Here is a 17,507-nt window from a genome sequence, read left to right on the forward strand (position 1 = left end):
ACCTACTTATGCGAAAAATGCCGTTACCGCCTGTTCCATTTCGTCACCGTAGTTTGCATTTCCTTTAATGTTTTCAATTAAATATGCCATTTCTTCGTGAATTCCATCTAATGCGATCGTCGTATCGCTCCCGACAAGAAATACGGGCTCTTTTGTCGCGAGCACCTCCTTCAGCGCCCCCCAAACGTTTTTTGGCATGACGACATAAACGAACGCATCTTCTGCCTCTAATATGTATATGAACGCACATTCGTCTGAATCAACAAGCATATGCTGTCTCGGCTGAAGACCTTGAAGCGACGCATCGCACATCATCATCCAACCGCGTTCTTGTCTTTCTGCTGCATGTACATATATTTTCATTTCTTTTCCTCCATCATCTATGATGTCCGCCTTTATTTTACCACATTTCGCCTAACGATGTTCACTAGTTGCACTTTTTCGCATATATGTCGATAATAAAAGATAGACATGACACAAGGGAGCAAAAAGAAAGATGAAACGGGAATTAGAAATTGAATTTAAAAACGTGTTGACGGCTGAAGAATTTTCCCGCTTAACGAACGCATTTTGCGTGCGCGATGAAGAATGGAGCGTGCAACAAAATTATTATTTTGATACGCCCGACTTTCAATTAAAACAACAAAAAAGCGCATTACGCATTCGTTTTAAAAATGGGACATATACATTAACATTAAAACAACCACATGAAGACGGGTTATTAGAAACGCATGAGCCTCTCACCACACAAACGGCAACGTCGCTTATCGCAGGAGAGCAATCGCTTGCGGGCGATATGGCGCGCACGCTACAATCGCTTCACATTGACCCGGCAGCTGTCGTTTGCTTTGGCGCACTTACTACCCATCGCGTCGAACGGGCGTACAAAAACGGCACGCTCGTGTTCGATTACAGTGAATATATGAACGTGTCTGACTATGAAATCGAATATGAAGCAAATGATCGCGTACAAGGCGAAAACATATTTATGGAGCTATTACAGTCGTTTCATATTCCAAAGCGGCAAACGAAAAATAAAATTGAACGATTTTACGAAGCAAAAGAAAAATAAAATTGAACGATTTTACGAAGCAAAATACGAAACGGAGCGATCGTCATGAACGTGCAACAAATTAAATTGCTTTTAGAGCTACAAGCGTTGCAACATTTACAAGGAAAAAAAGAAGCGCCAACGACATCGTTTCACGATCTTTTTCGCGAGTTGTTAACAGCCGAAACAGACGGAGAAACAGAAACGATACGTCCATCACTTCCAATGATGACAAGCGCTGAAACGAAAGCGCCGACATACGAAGAAAAGCCGCTTCAAAAACAGGCGATTCATCAATGGATTGACGAGGCGGCAACAAAATACGATGTCGATCCGAATCTCGTTTATGCGATCATTCGCCATGAATCAAACTTTCATCCACAAGCAAAAAGCCGGGCTGGTGCGATGGGGCTCATGCAGTTAATGCCGAGCACGGCGCGCATGTTAGGCGTAAACGATGCCTTTGACCCGCAGCAAAACATTGAAGGGGGCACGAAATATATACGCCAACTTCTCGACCGTTATGACGGCAACGTTGCGCTTGCCCTTGCAGCATATAACGCAGGGCCGGGCAACGTCGATAAGTACGGCGGCATTCCGCCTTTTCGTGAAACGATGAGCTACGTCAAAAAAGTGATGCAAACGTACTACTCCGCAAGTCGCATCGTTTGAGATGAAAGAACGTCGTTGTTACAATATTGATATATTTCGGCAAAGGAGTTTTCAATATGTTTCAATCCCCTTACGAAGCGCTTGGAGGCGAACAAGTTGTCTCAAAACTCGTTGATGCCTTTTACGAACGAGTGGCGAAACATCCCGACTTAGCGCCTATTTTCCCGACAGACTTAACAGAAACAGCGCGAAAACAAAAACAATTTTTAACGCAATATTTAGGCGGCCCTCCGCTATATACAGCCGAACATGGACATCCGATGTTGCGCGCTCGCCATTTGCCGTTTCCGATTACGCCTACGCGCGCGAAAGCATGGCTTGCGTGTATGCATGAAGCGATGGATGCGATTGGACTAAAAGGACCGATGCGTGATGAATTGTATCAACGGCTTATTTTAACTGCCCAACATATGATTAACACCCCAGAAGATGAGCGAAAGGAGCATGAAGGTGAATGAAAAACGAATCGATCAGCAAGAAGGACCGACAAAACAATTAGAAATTTACTTATTTGTCGATCCTCTTTGTCCGGACTGTTGGGCGCTCGAACCTGTTTTAAAAAAGCTTTGGATGGAATATGGGCAATATTTTACGTTGCGCCACGTCTTAACAGGGCAACTCGATCGGCTTAACGGCGTGACGTATAAACGAATTGATCGGCATGCGACGCGCACAGGCATCGCATGTGATGATCGGGTGCTACTTGAAGCACCGCTACCTATTCCGTATGTCGCCTCGCTCGCCGTCAAAGCAGCAGAATTGCAAGGACGGCAAGCAAGCATCCGTTTTTTACGTCAACTTCAAGAAATTGTGTTTATTCAAGAAAAAACAATGACAGACACGAGCACGCTTATCCAATGCGCCATCGATGCCGGTTTAGACGTGCAAGAATTTATAAACGATTTATCTTCACCGACCGCTGTCAAAGCGTTTCAATGCGATTTAAAAATTAGTGCGGAAATGGACGTTCGCGACGTCCCTACGCTCGTCTTTTTCAATGAAAATATTGAAGAGGAAGGCATTAAAATTTCAGGCCGTTATCCGTACGACGTATATGTCGATGTAATCCATGAAATGCTCGGATTTCATCCTCAACCATCTCCGCTTCCACCAATCGAGCAGTTTTTACATCACGCTCAGTTCGTGACGATCGATGACATTGCGATGGTGTATAACATTCCGCGCTGCAAAGCGGAATGTGAACTAAAAAAGCTACGTTTAAAACAAAAAGTGGAACAAATCGGCTCGTTTTGGCGCTGGATTGATAAAGAAAAAAGACTCGGCTAACACCGAGTCTTTTTTCTTTGTCATAAAGACAACAAAGGGGATGGGAGAAATTTTTCACGGTCAAACAAAGGGGTATAAGTTTGTTTGATTGTGATTCACTTCACGTTTATATATTAACAAACTCCTTCATGTCTTGACAAGTGTTTTATTCATTTGTCACATATTTGTCATATTTCTTTTTCAACTTCCCTATATAAATAAAGAAGAAGGAGGGATTCGATGCTTATTGTATATATCATCTGGATCGTCGTTGCGCTCATTATTCACTTTTTTGCATTAATGCGGTTATTTCCGCTATTCGTATCGATTCCGTTTTTATTCCTTTCTTTCTTTTCATTTTTTACTTATCTCAACAACCGCCACCGCTTTCGTGGGTTTCGGTAATCAGAAAAAAGGCGACCATTCCGTCGCCTTTTATAATAGTTGCTCCAGTTGTTGCAGTTTTTGTTCGAACACTTGGCACGCTTGTTCAATTGGCTCTGGAGATGTCATATCGACACCTGCTTTTTTCAATACTTCAATCGGATAATCGGAGCTTCCAGCTTTTAAAAACGCAATGTATCGCTCGACAGCTGGTGTGCCTTCTTCTAAAATTTGTTTGCTTAACGCTGTTGCGGCGCTAAACCCTGTCGCATATTGATATACATAATAGTTGTAATAAAAATGCGGAATGCGTGCCCATTCTAAGCCGATTTCTTCATCGATGACGATGCCGTCTCCAAAATATGTTTTATTTAAGTCGTAATATTTTTCCGTTAACGTTTGTGCGGTGAGCGCCTCGCCGTTTTGTGCCATTTGATGAATCATATGTTCAAACTCCGCAAACATCGTTTGACGGAACACCGTACCACGGAACGTTTCTAAATAATGATTTAATAAATATAACTTTTTCTTCTCATCATCGATCGTCTGTAATAAATAATTGTTGAGTAGCGCCTCGTTGCACGTCGATGCCACTTCCGCTACGAAAATCGAATAGTTTCCGTACGGATACGGTTGATATTTGCGCGTATAATAGCTATGCACCGAATGGCCAAACTCGTGCGCAAGCGTAAATAAGTTATTGACATTATCTTGCCAGTTCATTAAAATGTACGGATTCGTGCCGTACGAACCAGACGAGTATGCGCCACTTCGTTTGCCGCGCGTTTCATGCACATCGACCCAACGATTGTCAAATCCTTCTTTCACGATCGCAATATATTGTTCGCCAAGCGGAGCGAGCCCTTTTAATAATAACTCTTTCGCTTCTTCATACGTCACTTTCATATCGACTTGTTTCACAAGCGGCGTATATAAATCGTACATATGTAACTCATCTAATCCGAGGACGCGCTTGCGCAGCTGAACGTAACGATGCAACAGCGGCAAATAGCGATGAATCGTTTCGATTAAATTATCGTACACCGTTTCCGGAATTTGATTTTTGCTTAATGCCGCCTCACGCGCCGAACGATAGTTGCGAACGCGCGCAAAAAAGTTGTTGCGCTTCACCGCCCCGTTTAACGTGCTAGCGAACGTATTTTCATATTTACGATATGTATCGTATACCGCTTTAAACGCATCATGCCGCACGCGACGATCTTCGCTTTCAAGAAAACGAATGTAACGACCGTGCGTAACTTCCACTTCTTCCCCGTTCTCATCTTGAATCGTCGGAAAACGCAAATCGGCATTGTTTAGCGCCCCAAACGTATTGCTCGACGCGTTCATGACATCCGCTGCTTGCGCAAGTAACGCTTCTTCTTTTTCCGATAACACGTGCGGACGTTGACGATTCATTTCATCTAGTTCATGCTCATACAGTCGAAGCGGTTCGTATTGTTGTAAAAACGCGCGCACGACCGATTCATCGAGCGCTAAAATTTCGGGCACGATAAACGCCATCGCATTGCCCGCTTCCGCATACAATCCTTCCGCTCTCGACTCAAATCCTTGATACAGCGAGTTTGTCGTATCTTCATCATGGCGCATATGAGCATACGCATATAACTTCCCTAATCGCAACAACACATGGTCGCGATATTGCAACGCTTCATATAACGTTTCTGCGCTTTCCCCTAGCTTTCCTTTATACTCCGAAAATTTCGGAAGAAGCGCGGCAATCGCCTGAAATTCCTCTTCCCATTGTTCATCAGTCGCAAAAATATCTTCAAGACGCCACGTATACTCTGTCGGAACGTCTTTACGTGTCGGCAACGATTTTGCCATATGGATCACCTCTTCACTCAAAATGTTTACTTATATATTATTCTCGTTTTACGAAAAAATCCTCTTTTTTGCTTACAATTCGTCGCAACACTTGCTCATCCCCGCGAATCGCTTCTTCAACGTTGTGCGGAAGCGACCATGACCGAATGCGCTGAAACGAGCTTTTTCCGACTTTTTTTAAAAAGCGAAGCGAAACGAGCGCATGGAAATAGTCCATGAGCGCATATGAATAATGCGTCTTTGTGACGAGCGGAAGCGAGCGAATACGAATTACATTTTGACGAATGAAACGCTGCAGTCGATCATATAATTGATGAAACGAAAACGTCACATGAAGCGGAATATTCATCATTTCGATTAACATATACGTTTGCCAAATAAACGGTGGCGTCTCAAACCAATATGAATGGCGAAGGGGGATGCCTGCTTCATGCGGAAATAACGATGGAGTCATATGCGCTTCATACACAATGCGACAAAACGGGCGATTCGTTCGGTAGTAGAGAGGTGACATGCGCCACTGTTTCTTTTTTATGTTCCACGCATGAAAAAGGGCGTCTTGTTGTCCGTGAGGTGTTTTATGCAAAGAAGAAAACGAAATCATATGAAGCGGAACGGTCGTCCACTCCCCATACGCAATCGTTGCGGATAGCGGAATAAGATGATGAAGAAACGACATGGTGCGTTGCGTTGAGCAATAAAATGGAATGATCTCTTGGTCGTTGAAAAAAAGCCACGAAAACGAGGACAATTGAAAAAACAATCCGCGACGCTGCACGTGTGACGAATGAAGAAGCCAAATTGGGACAATGTTTGCGTGCATATACGCTTTCGTTCGCTTCGTAAATAAAGAGGATGAAATCGTGGAGCATTGATACTCTAACGCATACATCTTTTCATGATGGACGACAAATATGTCTGGCCGTTGTTGAATGTGTGGTAAATATGTTTCCACTTTTACTTTCAGTCGTTCATTTGTCAACCATTCGTACAGCTGTTGTTTTCCTTGTAAATGGGCGAGCGTTTCTCGCTCTGTTTCAATAATACATTTTGCTTCATGGGCAAAATGCGGCATGCGTTTTTTTCCGATTTTCAACTGTACTCGCTGTCGACAAACGGGACAAAAAAACGACTCGTTCGCTCGCCATACATGCAGCTGTTCAACCGTCCAATCGTCTAATAACGAACATACTTCCCCATTTTTAAACAACGCAACAAACATATAACCTCCCCTTTCTCCATACATTTTTTCAACAAAGCGAACGATTCTCCTGCAAGAAATACAAAAAATAGGGGAACAACTAAATTTATTGAATTAGGCGTTTTTTATTTCCCTTCTTTCACATTTTATCATACAATAGAAGTACAAGATGTGGGAGGATGGGCGAATGCTCAGGGGTGAATTCCCTTCCTGAATGGATAATCGTAGAAGGGAGCTGAGGAACATGGAAATCGAACGCATCAATGAATATACGTTAAAGCTATATATGTCGTACGGAGACATTGAAGAACGCGGATTTGATCGCGAAGAAATTTGGTACAATCGCGAACGAAGCGAAGAATTATTTTGGGAAATGATTGATGAAATTCATCAAGAAGCGGAACTTTATTTAGAAGGTCCTCTTTGGATTCAAGTGCATGCGCTTGAAAAAGGCATTGAAGTGCTCGTCACAAAAGCGCAAATTTCAAAAGACGGAACGAAATTAGAACTGCCAATTAACGATGAACGATTTAGAGACTTACCTGTCGATGAAAAAATCGAACAAATATTAGATCAACATTTTAACATCATTAAAGCAGCATCATCGGCAGCGCCTGAAAATCCGCTTCAGTTCGTCATCCGCTTTAAAAATATCGAAGACGTCATCGCCCTTGCTCATCGTCGCGATTTTTCAACATTAAACAATCGCCTATTCGCATTTGAAAACAACTATTATTTATACGTCGAATTTACAGAAGAAGATGCCGATCGCGACATTGACAATATGTTAAGCATATTGCTTGAATACGGGCAAGATTCCGAAATGACGATTCATCGTCTTGAAGAATACGGAAAAATCGTCATTGCACAACAAGCGCTAACGATGATCGCAAAACATTTTCCAAACGCATAACGCCGATTTCAATTGCTTGAAATCGGCTTTTTTTCCGTAAGGTTAGGTGAATGATACATGAGAAATGCTTTAAAGGTTGCACTATTTATCCTTGTTTTCATCGGCTTTTTAACGATCACGAAAGATTATTGGGAAGGCTGGCTGCTCGGAACGTTCAGCTTATTTGTCACCTTGTCCGTCATTTTTATTTCATTCGTCATCTTTTTAGAAAACCGCCATCCGACAAAAACGCTCACATGGCTCGTTTTGTTCGGCAGTTTTCCGCTCATCGGCTTTATTTTTTATTTGTTCTTCGGGCAAAATTATCGCAAGAAACGACTTTTCCGAAAAAAGGCGCTACTCGATGAGCAAACGTTTCGCAAACTCGAAACAAATCGTGCTGATCATGAACGAAAACTGTATATGAAACCTCATCAACAACCGTTGTTACAGCTCGCGAAACGGTTGACGAAAGAGTCGATTTCAACGGCGACAAAAACACGGGTGTTAACGAATGGAGAAGAAACGTTTGCCGCCATTTTTGCAGAATTAGAAAAAGCGGAACACCACATTCATCTTGAATATTACATCGTGCGCGATGACGACATCGGCCAGCGCTTGAAGCACATATTAATCCATAAAGCAAAAAAAGGGGTACACGTCCGCTTTTTGTACGATGCTGTCGGAAGTTGGAAACTATCAAAAACGTACATACAGGAAATGCGCGAAGCAGGCGTCGATATGATTCCTTTCTCTCCTGTTCGCTTGCCGTTTTTAAACAATACGATCAACTTCCGCAACCATCGCAAAATTATCGTCATTGATGGAAAAATCGGTTTTGTCGGCGGGTTAAATATTGGAGATGAATATTTAGGGAAAAACGAATATTTTGGCTTTTGGCGCGATACGCATTTACTCGTCTATGGTGAAGCGGTTCGCACGTTACAACTCATTTTTTTGCAAGATTGGTATTACATGACGGGGCAACAATTATTGACGCTTAACTATTTAAACGCTCCAACCGTTGATGAGGCACTCGGAGGCGTCCAACTTGTCGCTGGTGGACCGGATACGAAGTGGGAAGTCATTAAACATTTATTTTTTGCGATGATTACATCGGCTCAGCGTTCCATTTGGATCGCCTCTCCGTATTTTATTCCAGATGAAGATATTTTCACGGCGCTCAAAGTCGCTGCATTAAGCGGCATCGACGTCCGGCTTCTTGTGCCGAAGCGACCCGATAAAAAAATTGTGTTTTACGCTTCCCGCTCTTATTTTCCAGAATTATTAGAGGCAGGAGCGACCATTTACGAATACGAAAAAGGGTTTATGCACAGCAAAATTATTGTCGTAGACGGGGAACTTGCTTCGATCGGCACAGCGAATATGGATATGCGCAGCTTTCATTTAAACTTTGAAGTGAACGCGTTTTTATATCAAACACCAAGCGTACAAAAGCTAGTCGATGACTTTATCGATGACTTCCATCACTCAACCAAAATAAATATGAAACAATTTCAGCGGCGCCCGCTTTGGATGCGCATTGCGGAGTCAACTGCCCGTCTTCTTTCTCCATTACTATAAAAGGCTTAGCGTGTACGTTACGCTAAGCCTTTGCTGTTGACGAGCTGTTGTGCTTGACGCAATTGATACGTGCGCACTTTTCTCGGTAAAAAGCGGCGAATTTCATCTTCGTTGTAGCCAACTTGCAGACGCTTTTCGTCCATAATGATCGGACGACGCAACAATCCTGGATGTTGGCGAATAATTTCATACAAATCTTGTAACGGCAACGAGTCGACTTGAATGTTTAGCTTTTGAAAAATTTTTGATCTTGTTGAAATAATTTCGTCCGTTCCGTTTTCTGTCATGCGCAAAATGCCTTTAATTTCTTCAATCGTTAACGGCTCCGCGAAAATGTTGCGCTCTTTATACGGAATGTGATGCTCTTCTAACCATGCTTTCGCTTTTCGGCAAGACGTACAACTTGGCGATGAATACACGATAACCATATATATCACTCCCTTAAAAATGGGTTGCTGGAATACATTTCTGTATTAAAACACATCTTATTTTAAAATGACTTTAAAAAACTCTACAACGTACATTATACAACAAAAAAGTTTAGAAAGATACACCTTTTTTAACTTCCACACATATTTATACGCTTGTCCAATACGAACGGTTTCATTTTTCGTTGCTTTCATTTGAAATTTTCTCTACAATAAAAATAGACATGGCAAACAAAGGGGGAAATGACATGGCACAATTTTTTATCGACTTTACGATTGTTGCCATTTTAGTCATCGGTATCACCGCACTTATGGGCGTCATTTTAAACGGCATCGGTGAAAACATATTTGGCGGACAGAAAAAGCGGCTACATACAGCGATGAGCGAACATATTCAAACCGGCTGGAAAACAGTTGGCGGGAAAAAAGCTTCGAGATAATCTCGGAGCTTTTTTTAAAAACAAAATAGTCAAACGAATCAAAATATTGTATAATTCTTTAGTACAGCAAATGAAAAAAGCTAATCTCTCGAACGAGAGATTAGCTGTGCATCGCTTTATATTTTTCATACTCTGCTTCTGAGCAGTAGACGAAATGACCTGGCGTAATTTCGCGCATGCGCACGTCTTCGCCTTCTTTATAGTTATGTTGCGACGGATCGTAAATAATACGTTTACGCGTCCGCTCTGTTTCTGGATCTGGATGCGGGATCGCAGATAAAAGCGACTTCGTATACGGATGAATCGGGTTGCGATACAATTCTTCCGCATCGGCAAGCTCAACCATTTTCCCGAAATACATGACGCCAATTCGGTCGCTAATGTATTTTACCATCGACAAGTCGTGGGCGATAAATAAATACGTCAATCCTTTTTCGCGTTGCAACTTTTTCATTAAGTTGACAACTTGCGCTTGAATCGATACGTCTAACGCGGAAATAGGCTCATCGGCAATAATAAACTCTGGTTCAACCGCAAGCGCGCGCGCAATGCCGATCCGCTGACGCTGACCGCCTGAAAACTCATGCGGATAACGGTTCGCATGTTCACGGTTTAATCCGACCGTCTCAAGCAGTTCATATACGCGGTTCATGCGCTCTTCTTTCGACGACGCTAAGCCGTGAATATCGATTCCTTCCGCAATAATATCCGCAACAGTCATCCGCAGGTTCAATGACGCATACGGATCTTGGAAAATCATTTGCATTTTCCGTTTTAATTCTTTCGCTTCTTTCGCTGATTTTTTCCGATGCACGCTTAATCCGTTAAACAACACTTCGCCGCCTGTGGCTTCATATAATCCAATAATTGTGCGTCCTGTCGTTGACTTTCCGCAACCCGACTCACCGACGAGACCGAGCGTTTCTCCTTTATAAATATCGAACGTGACATCGTCAACAGCTTTAACGACTTGACCTTTCCCGACTTTAAAATATTGTTTTAAGTTTTTCACTTCAACGAGTTTGTTCATCGCTTCTCCCCTCCTCGATCTTTCGTTAATGCTTCGAACTTTTTCATCCGTTCACGAACGACTTTCGGAGGTTCGACTTTCGGTGCGTTCGGGTGAAGCAACCATGTCGCGGCATAGTGCGTATCAGACACTTGAAACATCGGCGGCTCCATTTCGTAATCAATTTTTAACGCATATGCATTACGAGGCGCAAACGCATCTCCTTTTGGCGGATTTAATAAATCTGGAGGCGTTCCCGGAATTGAGTACAATTCCTCGTCACCGTGTTCTAAGCTTGGCATTGATGCAAGTAGCCCCCATGTATACGGATGTTTCGGATTGTAGAAAATTTCATCGACTGTTCCTTTCTCTACAATTTTCCCGGCATACATGACCGCAACACGATCCGCCACATTTGCGACAACACCTAAATCGTGCGTAATGAAAATAATCGACGTTCCCGTCTTTTTCTGAATGTCTTTAATGAGCTCTAAAATTTGTGCTTGAATCGTCACGTCTAGCGCAGTTGTCGGCTCGTCCGCAATTAACACTTTCGGATTGCACGCGAGCGCGATCGCAATGACGATCCGTTGACGCATACCGCCTGATAATTGATGCGGATATTGTTTAAAACGAAGCGCTGGCTCTTTAATGCCAACAAGGTCAAGCAATTCAATGGCGCGCGCTTTCGCTTCTGCTTTGGACATTTGTTGATGTTTTAACAATACTTCTGTAATTTGTTTTCCGATCGTCATCGTTGGGTTTAACGCTGTCATCGGGTCTTGGAAAATCATTGAAATTTCTGCTCCGCGCACCCGTTGCATTTCTTTTTCCGACAGCTTTGTCAAATCGCGACCTTCTAATAAAATTTGACCTTGCTTAATGCGCGCTGGTGGCATCGGAAGTAGACGCATAAGCGCTTTTGACGTCACCGATTTTCCTGAACCAGACTCCCCAACGATCGCAAGCGTTTCTCCTTTGTACAAGTCAAACGATACACCGCGTACAGCTTGTACTTCCCCACCGTACACATCAAACGAAATATGCAAATCTTTTACCTCTAGTACCTTTTCCATTGTTCCACCCCTTTCATCCGTTATTTACGCATTTTCGGATCAAGCGCATCGCGCAAACCGTCCGCTAATAAGTTAAAGCTTAAAATGAGCAAGCTGATCACAAACGCTGGAATCATCATAAGATGAGGGTACGTTTGGATCGATTTATAGCCATCATTAACGAGTGAACCGAGCGACGCTTCAGGAGGACGAATACCAAGTCCGATGAAACTTAAAAACGCCTCTGTAAAAATCGCACTCGGAATCGTAAACATCGTTGTAATAATAATTGGTCCGATGACGTTCGGAAGTAAATGTTTTCCGATAATACGTGCATCAGATGCTCCGAGCGTACGCGCTGCTAAAACGTATTCCATATTTTTTAGCTTTAAAATTTGTCCGCGCACAATACGTGCCATCGTGACCCAACCGGTGATGACCATCGCCATCGTAATCGAAATAATTCCCGGCTCAAATACGAGAATAAATAAGATGACAACAATTAAGTTTGGAATACCGACGAGCACTTCAATAATACGCTGCATGACGTTATCGACACGACCGCCGTAAAATCCTGAGACGCCACCGTAAATAATTCCAATTAATAAGTCAATCGCTGCTGCTAATACACCGATATATAACGAAATGCGGGCACCGTACCATGTCCGTGTCCATAAGTCGCGACCGAGGTCGTCTGTACCGAACCAATAATATTCTTTTACCCCACGTTTTTCGTACACATCAATGCCGTTCATATCTTTTCCGTTAAACGGAAGCCAGTCTATATGTTCTAACACCGGAATGCGCGGTGGTAATTTCGCGTGTTGTATTTTTTGGTCTTTATACGTATGCTCACTCATCATTGGTGCAAAAATGGCCATGAGTGCAATAATAATAATCATCACTAATCCAAAGACAGCACCTTTATTTTTTCTTAATCGAATCCAAGCGTCTTGTAAAAACGTTAAGCTTGGACGATTAATTTTTTCCATATCACCTTGACGTTCTGTCGCTAGCTCAAACAACTCAGGAGATAATTGCTTTTCATTCATCATTTTTTCCCTCCCGCTAAACGAATTCGCGGATCAATTAAGCCGTAAAGCAAGTCCACAATAAAAATAACAAAAATAAATAACGCACTATAGAAAATGGTCGTGCCCATAATGACTGGATAGTCATTTAAGTTAATGGAACGAACGAACTGCTCCCCTAATCCAGGAACCGCAAAAATTTGCTCAATCACAAGCGTTCCTGTCATTAAGTTTACAGCCATCGGGCCGAGAATTGTAATAATTGGAATCATTGCATTTCGCAATCCATGTTTAAAAATGACGCCAAAGCCGCTAATTCCTTTTGCACGCGCTGTTAAAATATAGTCCGAACCGAGCACTTCTAACATTTCTGTACGCATAAAGCGCGCGATGCTCGCGATAACGAATACCGACAACGCTAGCGTCGGCATAATGGTATACTCAAATCCTTCCCAAAACGCAACAGGAAGTAATTTTAATTTTACACCGATGTAATATTGCAACAATCCACCGAATACAAATGATGGAATGGAAATACCTAAAACAGCTAACACCGTTGCTCCATAGTCAATCGCTGTATTGTGACGAACAGCAGCAATCACACCGAGCAAAATGCCGACAATTGTTCCGAATACAAGCGCTTGAAAACCAAGTTGCGCAGATGGACCAATACGATCAGCAATGAGTGTGGAAACTGGGCGATTGTCATATTGGAACGAAACCCCTAAATCACCTTTTGCCAAATTGCCTAAATAACGAACGTATTGAACTGGAATTGGATCATTTAATCCGTACTTATCTAAAATAATTTTTTGTTGCTCTGGCGTTAACTTCTCTTGATTTTGCAGAGGGGAACCAGGGAGAAGCTTCATTAAAAAGAACGTTGCTGTTGCAATAATGAATAGTGTAATTAACATATAAATAAAACGTTGCAACGTATAACGTGCCATATCGCACACCTCCTTACAAAATTAAAAACTTTTTGAAATTTTTTTGACTAGCAGGCAAAAGGAGAGTATATGCTCATCGCACATATACTCTCCTTTCTTTTCGATTACTCGATATAAGCCCACTTGTAGCTGTTGTCTGCACCGAATGAATGATCAACGACGCCTTTTACGTATTCACGCTCTAAGTACGCTGAACCACGTTGGTACATTGGCGCGATAACTGCCTCATCTAACAAGATTTTCTCAGCTTTTAACATCGCATCCCAACGAGCTTGTAAGTCAGAAAGAAGCGTTGTTTTCGCATCTTGTACAAGTTTGTCGTACTCAACATTTGACCAACCTGTTTCGTTGTGAGCACCGTTTGTGACAAACATGTCGATGAATGTCATTGCGTCTTTATAGTCTGGACCCCAACCACCAAATGATAACTCATATTGCATTTTGCTTTCAAGTTCAAGTTTTTGCTTAAATGGTTGTTGTTTAATATTCACTGTTAAACCTGGTAAGTTTGTTTCTAACTGCGCTTTCACATACTCACTAATTTTCTTCGCTACTTCAGTATCTGTATTTAACAACTCAAGCGTTACTTTGTCTTTGCCAAGCTCTTTTTTCGCTTGTTCCCAATATTTTTTCGCTTCTTCAGCGTTAAATGTGACTAAGTCGCCATTTTCTTCACGGAAGTCTTTTCCGTTCGGTCCTTTAACAAATCCTTCTGGAACGAAGTAGTTTGCTGCTTTTGAACCGTTATTTAAAATTGTTGCAACCATCGCTTCTTTGTCGATCGCCATCGCAATCGCTTTACGAGCGTTTACGTTTTTCAACACTTCGTTCTTTTGGTTCATACGAATGAAGAACATTACAGGCTCTGATTTTGTTTTAAAGTTTTTGTCGCTTTTATATTTGTCAACAAACTCAGCGCTTAAACCTGTGCGGTCTGCTTTGTTTGTTTCATATAAGTTTACAGCTGTCGCAACGTCTTTCACGATGTTGAAGTTAATTGTTTCAAGCTTTACAGTTTGTGCATCCCAATATTGTTCGTTTTTCTTTAATTGGAAGCTTTGTTCATGTTTCCACTCGCTTAATACGAACGGACCATTGTAAATTGTTGTGTTTGCTTCAAGACCGTATTTGTCCCCTTGTTCTTTTACAAACTTTTCGTTTTGTGGATAGAATGTTGGGAACGCTAATAAGCTTAAGAAATATGGAATTGGGTTTTTCAATTCAACTTGTAACGTTTTGTCGTCAATTGCTTTGACACCTAATTGGTCAACAGGTACTTTTCCTGTGTTTACTTCTTCAGCGTTTTTAATGTCGTACATAATGTACGCATACTCAGAACCTGTGTTTGGATCAAGCGCTTTTCTCCAAGCAAATACGAAATCGTTTGCCGTCACAGGATCTCCGTTTGACCATTTTGCATCGCGAAGCTTGAATGTGTACACTTTTCCATCTTCGCTTACTTCGTAGCTTTCAGCCATTCCTGGCGTAGGCTCGTCGTTTTGGTCTAAACGGTATAACCCTTCAAATACGTTGTTCATGACGCGGAATGACACGCTGTCAGTCGCTAACGTAGAGTCTAATGAAGGAATTTCAGCGCTCTCAAGCAAGTTTAATACTTGCTCTTTTGCCGGCGCTTCTTGCGCTGGCTTTTCGCCTTCATTGGCAGTCTTGTCCTCTTCTTTTTTGCCGCCACACGCTGCTAAAAACGTGGACAAAGCAAGAAGAAGAGCGAAAAAGATAGATAACTTTTTCTTCATGCGAGTTTCCCCCTCATCTGTTTATTGTATTTATTTCCATCTTCTGATTTATCAGAAGATTTGAAACACAAGGACATTATATAACGAATTAATATATTTGAAAAGATTTTTTAAAAACTTTTTTTAAATTTTCTAACATTTTAACTAAGTGTAAGGTTTTTTAACATATGTGATAAAATCAGCTTGATGACTATTTTATTTGTTTTTTATTCGTTTGTAAATAGAAAATTTACACTTTTTTTAGTATAATACTTCACAGCGATTAAGCGCGAAAGGTGGATGAATGGTGAAAAAAGCAGTCGTGACAAGCTTTCTCGTATTTTTCATTGCGCTAACGGTTGCACTTTTTTCAAGCAATTGGTGGCTCACATTTATTAATATTTCTTTTTATATCGCTCAACCTCTTGTTATTATTGGCGGATTTCGGTTCATATATGAAAAAGGTTTTTTTGATGTGACGATTTCTAGTTTTAAACGATTGTTTCGTCCCCCTGTTGAAATTGATGATGAAAATGAGCAAGAAAACGATGAAGAGAAAAAACAGTGGGGAGCACCATTTTTCTTTGCTGGTTTGATCATTACATTGCTCACGCTCATTTTTTCGTACGTTCGTTGACAATAAAAAACAAATATTATAAAATGTCTAGAAAAAACGATGCGATGACAAAGAATAGTACATATAACGAGGCGTTCAGAGAGCTTGTGGACGGTGCGAACAAGCCGCTAGTTGTATGGAATGGGCTTTCGAGCATTCAAGTTGAAAAAAAGTAGGCTTGAACGTTTGCCTTACGTTACAAAGGCGCCATGCATACCGCATGGGCAAAGTGATTGTCGCAATGACAATAACTAGGGTGGCACCACGGTTCTATCGTCCCTAAAGATGATAGGACTTTTTTTATTGTTAAAAAATGAAAAGGAGTGATTCGATGAAGACGATTTTTTCAGGTATTCAACCAAGCGGCGTCATTACGCTTGGGAACTATATCGGGGCGATGAAACAATTTGTTGAACTGCAACACGACTACAACTGCTACTTTTGCATCGTCGATCAACATGCGATTACCGTTCCGCAAGATCGGCTAGCGCTCCGTAAAAACATTCGCAGTTTAGCTGCATTTTATTTAGCGGTCGGCATTGATCCGAACAAATCAACGTTATTTATCCAGTCAGAAGTACCGGCGCATGCGCAAGCGGGCTGGATTTTACAATGCATCGCCTACATCGGCGAATTGGAGCGCATGACGCAATTTAAAGATAAATCAGCAGGAAAAGAAGCGGTCAGCGCCGGATTGTTAACATACCCACCACTTATGGCAGCGGATATTTTACTTTATTCGACAGACATCGTTCCTGTTGGCGAAGATCAAAAACAACATATTGAGTTGACACGCGATTTAGCAGAGCGATTCAATAAACGATACGGCGACATTTTCACGATCCCAGAAGCGCGCATTCCGAAAATCGGGGCACGCATTATGTCGCTCACCGATCCGACGAAAAAAATGAGCAAATCCGATCCGAACCAAAAATCGTACATTACGCTGCTTGATGATGCGAAAACGATCGAGAAAAAAGTAAAAAGTGCTGTTACCGATTCAGAAGGCGTCATTCGTTACGATAAAGAAAATAAACCGGGCGTATCGAACTTATTAACGATTTACTCCATTTTGGCGAACGAACCGATAGAACAGCTAGAAGCGCGCTATGCTGGAAAAGGATATGGAGAGTTTAAAGCAGATGTCGCAGAAGTGATTATTAACGCCCTAACGCCAATTCAAGAAAAATATTACGAACTCATGGAAAGCTCCGAACTAGACGACATTTTAGACGAAGGTGCCGAAAAAGCAAATCGCGTCGCAAGCAAAATGTTAAAGAAAATGGAAAACGCCATCGGCTTAGGTAGAAAGAGAAAATAAAAAACTCAGCTCCGTGTAGGGCT

At 41.9% G+C, this 17,507-nt stretch carries 19 protein-coding genes and 1 other annotated feature; of the genes, 10 read left to right on the top strand and 9 right to left on the bottom strand.

Features of this window, described 5'->3' with window-relative positions; translation table 11 throughout:
- Positions 1-6: 6 nt before the first annotated feature.
- The gene (locus ES017_RS02395) at positions 7-363 is read right to left on the bottom strand and encodes a UPF0738 family protein (protein WP_003395360.1); all 357 of its coding nucleotides are present in this window, start codon (positions 361-363) and stop codon (positions 7-9) included.
- Between the two features lie 133 nt (positions 364-496).
- Here ES017_RS02395 and ES017_RS02400 point away from each other — a divergent pair, with 133 nt between their 5' ends.
- The 5 genes from ES017_RS02400 (at position 497) to ES017_RS02420 (ending at position 3,394) form a co-directional block, all read left to right on the top strand.
- Complete coding sequence (locus ES017_RS02400) at positions 497-1,072, top strand: CYTH domain-containing protein (RefSeq protein ID WP_171334704.1); 576 nt, start codon at positions 497-499, stop codon at positions 1,070-1,072.
- A gap of 45 nt (positions 1,073-1,117) precedes the next feature.
- Positions 1,118-1,723 carry a lytic transglycosylase domain-containing protein gene (locus ES017_RS02405; RefSeq protein ID WP_003395364.1) on the top strand — a complete coding sequence of 202 codons (606 nt, stop codon included), beginning with the start codon at positions 1,118-1,120 and terminating at the stop codon, positions 1,721-1,723.
- Between the two features lie 56 nt (positions 1,724-1,779).
- Complete coding sequence (locus tag ES017_RS02410) at positions 1,780-2,181, top strand: globin domain-containing protein (RefSeq protein WP_171334705.1); 402 nt, start codon at positions 1,780-1,782, stop codon at positions 2,179-2,181.
- Complete coding sequence (locus ES017_RS02415; protein ID WP_035063158.1) at positions 2,168-3,010, top strand: ClpXP adapter SpxH family protein; 843 nt, start codon at positions 2,168-2,170, stop codon at positions 3,008-3,010. The genes ES017_RS02410 and ES017_RS02415 overlap by 14 nt, the downstream gene beginning before the upstream one ends.
- Before the next feature lie 219 nt (positions 3,011-3,229).
- Positions 3,230-3,394 carry a hypothetical protein gene (locus ES017_RS02420; RefSeq protein ID WP_021094733.1) on the top strand — a complete coding sequence of 55 codons (165 nt, stop codon included), beginning with the start codon at positions 3,230-3,232 and terminating at the stop codon, positions 3,392-3,394.
- 30 nt (positions 3,395-3,424) lie between these two features.
- Here the strand turns inward: ES017_RS02420 and pepF are convergent, their stop codons facing one another.
- A complete protein-coding gene (pepF, locus tag ES017_RS02425; RefSeq protein WP_021094734.1) occupies positions 3,425-5,221 on the bottom strand; it encodes an oligoendopeptidase F in 1,797 nt (598 codons plus the stop codon).
- 37 nt (positions 5,222-5,258) lie between these two features.
- Entirely contained in the window at positions 5,259-6,443 is a 1,185-nt protein-coding gene (locus tag ES017_RS02430) for a competence protein CoiA (protein ID WP_021094735.1), read from the bottom strand.
- A gap of 223 nt (positions 6,444-6,666) precedes the next feature.
- Between ES017_RS02430 and mecA the strand changes: the two genes are divergently transcribed.
- Together mecA and cls are read left to right on the top strand one after the other, a co-directional pair.
- Positions 6,667-7,335 carry an adaptor protein MecA gene (mecA, locus tag ES017_RS02435; protein WP_021094736.1) on the top strand — a complete coding sequence of 223 codons (669 nt, stop codon included), beginning with the start codon at positions 6,667-6,669 and terminating at the stop codon, positions 7,333-7,335.
- A gap of 57 nt (positions 7,336-7,392) precedes the next feature.
- Complete coding sequence (gene cls / locus ES017_RS02440) at positions 7,393-8,898, top strand: cardiolipin synthase (RefSeq protein WP_021094737.1); 1,506 nt, start codon at positions 7,393-7,395, stop codon at positions 8,896-8,898.
- A gap of 17 nt (positions 8,899-8,915) precedes the next feature.
- Here cls and spxA read toward each other — a convergent pair whose 3' ends face one another.
- Positions 8,916-9,326, bottom strand: a complete 411-nt coding sequence (gene spxA, locus ES017_RS02445) for a transcriptional regulator SpxA (protein WP_021094738.1) — start codon at positions 9,324-9,326, stop codon at positions 8,916-8,918.
- A gap of 248 nt (positions 9,327-9,574) precedes the next feature.
- On the opposite strand from spxA, the gene ES017_RS02450 reads away from it, so the two are divergent.
- Complete coding sequence (locus ES017_RS02450) at positions 9,575-9,766, top strand: hypothetical protein (RefSeq protein WP_009362180.1); 192 nt, start codon at positions 9,575-9,577, stop codon at positions 9,764-9,766.
- Between the two features lie 100 nt (positions 9,767-9,866).
- Here ES017_RS02450 and ES017_RS02455 read toward each other — a convergent pair whose 3' ends face one another.
- From ES017_RS02455 to ES017_RS02475, 5 genes are all read right to left on the bottom strand, one after another.
- Positions 9,867-10,796 carry an ABC transporter ATP-binding protein gene (locus tag ES017_RS02455; protein WP_171334706.1) on the bottom strand — a complete coding sequence of 310 codons (930 nt, stop codon included), beginning with the start codon at positions 10,794-10,796 and terminating at the stop codon, positions 9,867-9,869.
- On the bottom strand, positions 10,793-11,851 hold the full coding sequence (locus tag ES017_RS02460) for an ABC transporter ATP-binding protein (protein WP_042534479.1): 1,059 nt from the start codon (positions 11,849-11,851) through the stop codon (positions 10,793-10,795). The genes ES017_RS02455 and ES017_RS02460 overlap by 4 nt, the downstream gene beginning before the upstream one ends.
- Before the next feature lie 20 nt (positions 11,852-11,871).
- The gene (gene opp3C, locus ES017_RS02465; RefSeq protein WP_021094742.1) at positions 11,872-12,885 is read right to left on the bottom strand and encodes an oligopeptide ABC transporter permease; all 1,014 of its coding nucleotides are present in this window, start codon (positions 12,883-12,885) and stop codon (positions 11,872-11,874) included.
- Positions 12,882-13,811: an oligopeptide ABC transporter permease gene (opp3b, locus tag ES017_RS02470; RefSeq protein WP_021094743.1), complete on the bottom strand. Its 930-nt coding sequence runs from the start codon at positions 13,809-13,811 to the stop codon at positions 12,882-12,884. The genes opp3C and opp3b overlap by 4 nt, the downstream gene beginning before the upstream one ends.
- 104 nt (positions 13,812-13,915) lie before the next feature.
- Positions 13,916-15,568, bottom strand: coding sequence for a peptide ABC transporter substrate-binding protein (locus ES017_RS02475; protein WP_021094744.1), 1,653 nt, complete (start codon positions 15,566-15,568; stop codon positions 13,916-13,918).
- A 283-nt stretch (positions 15,569-15,851) separates the two neighbouring features.
- Between ES017_RS02475 and ES017_RS02480 the strand changes: the two genes are divergently transcribed.
- On the top strand, positions 15,852-16,184 hold the full coding sequence (locus tag ES017_RS02480; protein WP_216367384.1) for a DUF3899 domain-containing protein: 333 nt from the start codon (positions 15,852-15,854) through the stop codon (positions 16,182-16,184).
- A gap of 35 nt (positions 16,185-16,219) precedes the next feature.
- Positions 16,220-16,447, top strand: a binding site (T-box leader).
- 47 nt (positions 16,448-16,494) lie between these two features.
- Positions 16,495-17,484, top strand: coding sequence for a tryptophan--tRNA ligase (gene trpS, locus ES017_RS02485; RefSeq protein WP_171334707.1), 990 nt, complete (start codon positions 16,495-16,497; stop codon positions 17,482-17,484).
- Positions 17,485-17,507 lie beyond the last annotated feature (23 nt).

This window comes from Anoxybacillus sp. EFIL, from assembly GCF_013096955.1.
GTDB classification, from domain to species: domain Bacteria; phylum Bacillota; class Bacilli; order Bacillales; family Anoxybacillaceae; genus Anoxybacillus; species Anoxybacillus ayderensis.